Source organism: Streptomyces sp. NPDC058619 (assembly GCF_042717785.1).
Lineage (GTDB): Bacteria > Actinomycetota > Actinomycetes > Streptomycetales > Streptomycetaceae > Streptomyces.
On record NZ_JBHXQN010000139.1, the window covers coordinates 1 to 2625 of the forward strand.

2 protein-coding genes and 1 pseudogene are annotated in these 2625 nt (G+C 66.7%); 1 reads left to right on the forward strand and 2 read right to left on the reverse strand.

Annotation, left to right across the window (positions count from 1 at the left end; all coding sequences use genetic code 11):
- Positions 1-120: 120 nt before the first annotated feature.
- Positions 121-657 carry a pantetheine-phosphate adenylyltransferase gene (gene coaD / locus ACFWTC_RS38715; RefSeq protein ID WP_383933325.1) on the reverse strand — a complete coding sequence of 179 codons (537 nt, stop codon included), beginning with the start codon at positions 655-657 and terminating at the stop codon, positions 121-123.
- Between the two features lie 163 nt (positions 658-820).
- Between coaD and ACFWTC_RS38720 the strand changes: the two are divergent.
- Positions 821-1820: pseudogene (locus ACFWTC_RS38720) on the forward strand (IS5 family transposase).
- Here the strand turns inward: ACFWTC_RS38720 and ACFWTC_RS38725 are convergent.
- The gene (locus tag ACFWTC_RS38725) at positions 1801-2394 is read right to left on the reverse strand and encodes a nitroreductase family protein (protein WP_384075150.1); all 594 of its coding nucleotides are present in this window, start codon (positions 2392-2394) and stop codon (positions 1801-1803) included. The pseudogene ACFWTC_RS38720 and the gene ACFWTC_RS38725 overlap by 20 nt on opposite strands.
- Positions 2395-2625 lie beyond the last annotated feature (231 nt).

Consider the following 2625-nt stretch of genomic DNA (forward strand, 5'->3'; position numbering starts at 1 on the left):
GAGCCGTGGAACCCGGCGCCCACCCGACGCGACAGCCGGGCCACCAACCTGCCCATCACCCGCCCGACAACCCGAAACGGGCCGCCGGAAAATCCCACGACCCGTCACGAAAGATCGAGGTTAGGGACCCTCGTTGCCGCCCCCACCTGCTGGAAAAAGCTCGCTCAAATCATCATTCGGGACACGGTCCTGTTGACTCATCGCAGTGACGAGGGTGGAGGAGATGTGGGCCAGGGCGGGGTCTGCAGCGATGAAGAACGTTTCGACTCCGGCCAGTTCGTGGTTCATGCGGGCCATCGGCATTTCGTAGTCCAGGTCGGGAACGCCGCGGACTCCGCGGATGACGACGCCGATTCCGCCTCGGCGGCAGTAGTCGACCAGCAGGCCACCGGTGTGGGAGTCGACCGTGACGTTGCTCAAGTCAGTTGCTGCCGCGCGGAGCCGGTCCAGCCGTTCCGTGATGGGGAAGCGGCCGGTCTTGTTCGAATTGAACATCACGCACACGACGACCTCGTCGAACAGGAGGGCAGCGCGCCGGAGTACGTCCTGGTGCCCTTGAGTGACCGGGTCGAAGGATCCTGGGAAGAGGGCTCGCATGATCGGAAAGAGCAACAAGCGGCCGCCCTCGATAGTGAAGTGCCAGGGCAGCCAAACCACCCAGATCAAGCGTGACAGGGAGAACGTCCAGCGGGACGGGAAAACCGCAACGTCACACGTAGGCCACGGCCACGTGGGACACGCTCTTAGGGCGCGTATCGAGTCGTGATCAATTTGCGGGCTTCCCTATCGTGGTGATCTTCAGTCCGGTAGATCGTCTTGTATGACACGAGCGCAGCTGATGGATCTGGAGTGGGAGTTCATCGAGCCCTACCTGCCGGTCGGCAAGTACGGCCCGTACCCGGTGCGACTGCGGCAGCAGTTCGAGGGCGTGATCTGGCGGTTTCGCTCGGGAGCGAAGTGGCGCTAATGCCGTCCGAGTTCGGCGCGTGGTCGACCGTGCACGACCGTTTCCGGCAGTGGCGGGACGCCGGTGTGTTCGAGGCTCTGCTGAAGGGGCTGATAGTCGAGGCTGCGAAGCGGGGCGTGGTGGATCTGTCGCTGGTCAGCGTCGACTCCACCACCGCCCGGGCCCACCACGACGCCGCTGGGATGCACCTCGGTCCCGGCGTGCTCGATGCCCTGGAGAAGGCCGACGGGGAAGAGAAGCCCAGGTTAAAGGGGGCGGCAGTGAGGAACGAAACGGGCAGGCCGGCGAAGCCAATCCCGGACGGGAGGAGCGACGGAGCGTGAGGCGCCGACGCAAGCTCCGGCTGGAGGCCGCTCTTCTGGGGCGTTCGAGGGGCGGGCAGACCAGCAAGGTCCATGTGGCCGCCGACCGGAAGTGCCATCCGCTGGCGTTCGTCCTGAGCGCGGGCCAGGCCGCCGACAGTCCGCAGTTCATCCCCGTCCTGGCCAAGGTGCGGGTCCGTGGTCCGGTCGGCCTTCCCCGCACCCGACCCGACGCGGTCGCCGGGGACAAGGCCTACTCCTCCCGCGGCAACCGCGTCCACCTGCGCAGACGCGGCATCAAGGCGGTCATCCCGGAGAAGAAGGACCAGGCCGCCAACCGGAAGAAGAAGGGCGCCCGCGGCGGGCGGCCTGTCAGTCACGACGCCGAGCTCTACAAGGAGAGGAACACCGTCGAGCGCCTGATCAACACGCTCAAGTCCTGGCGCGGCATTGCCACCCGCTACGACAAGACCCCAGGCAGCTACCTCGCCGGTCTCCACCTCCGTGCCTCGATGATCTGGATCAAGGATCTCACCCGGGCTGCTCAATGATCACGACTCGGCTGTTACTCCGCCGTGACCAGGGAGCGGAGCGCAAGTGCGCGACGCTGTGCCGGACGCGGCCCTCCGGCGGTCCGCCGGCCGCCTTGCCCAGCGCGACCATGGAGACGATCACCCAGCCCGGGTTCGGGTCCAGCTCCTTGGTGAGCCCTTCCAGGTCGAAGGCCCGGAATTGGTGCGAGGCCAGCCCCATTGCCTGGGCCTGAACAGTCATGTGGGCGATGGCCTGGCCGAGGTCGTAGTCCGCGAACTCGGAATAGAACAGCTGCGTGTCATCGACGTGCCGGCGCGTCAGCGTGACGACGAGCAGGCTCGCGCCCGTCGCCCAGCGGGCCGAGCTCGGCGCAAGGTGAGGGAGCACCCGGTCGTGCTCCGGCTCACCGGGCCTGCCGACGAAGAAGCCCCACGGCTGGGAGTTCCCCGCCGACGGCGCCCACCGCGCGGCTTCCAGCAGCAGACCGAGGGCGTGGTCGTCGACGACCACAGACGGATCGAACCGGTAGGGGCTGAAACGCCCGGCAAGCAGCGGGTGTATGCCGCTGGGCGGCTCCTGAGGATGGTGCATGTTCCGCTACAACCGGCGACCGCGAGTGCGTATTCCGGCCGGTGCGAGCGCGGGCACCGCCCACGCCAGACGATCTACCGGAACGAAGATCCACACGCGGGGGGACCCGCAGATTGATCACGACTCGATACGCGCCCTAAGGCTTGTCCCGTAACTGCTGGTCACGGTGAGATGATCTTGGTGTGGCTGGTGTGATCACGGCGTCGGAGCCGTCCTGGATAGCCCCGTTCA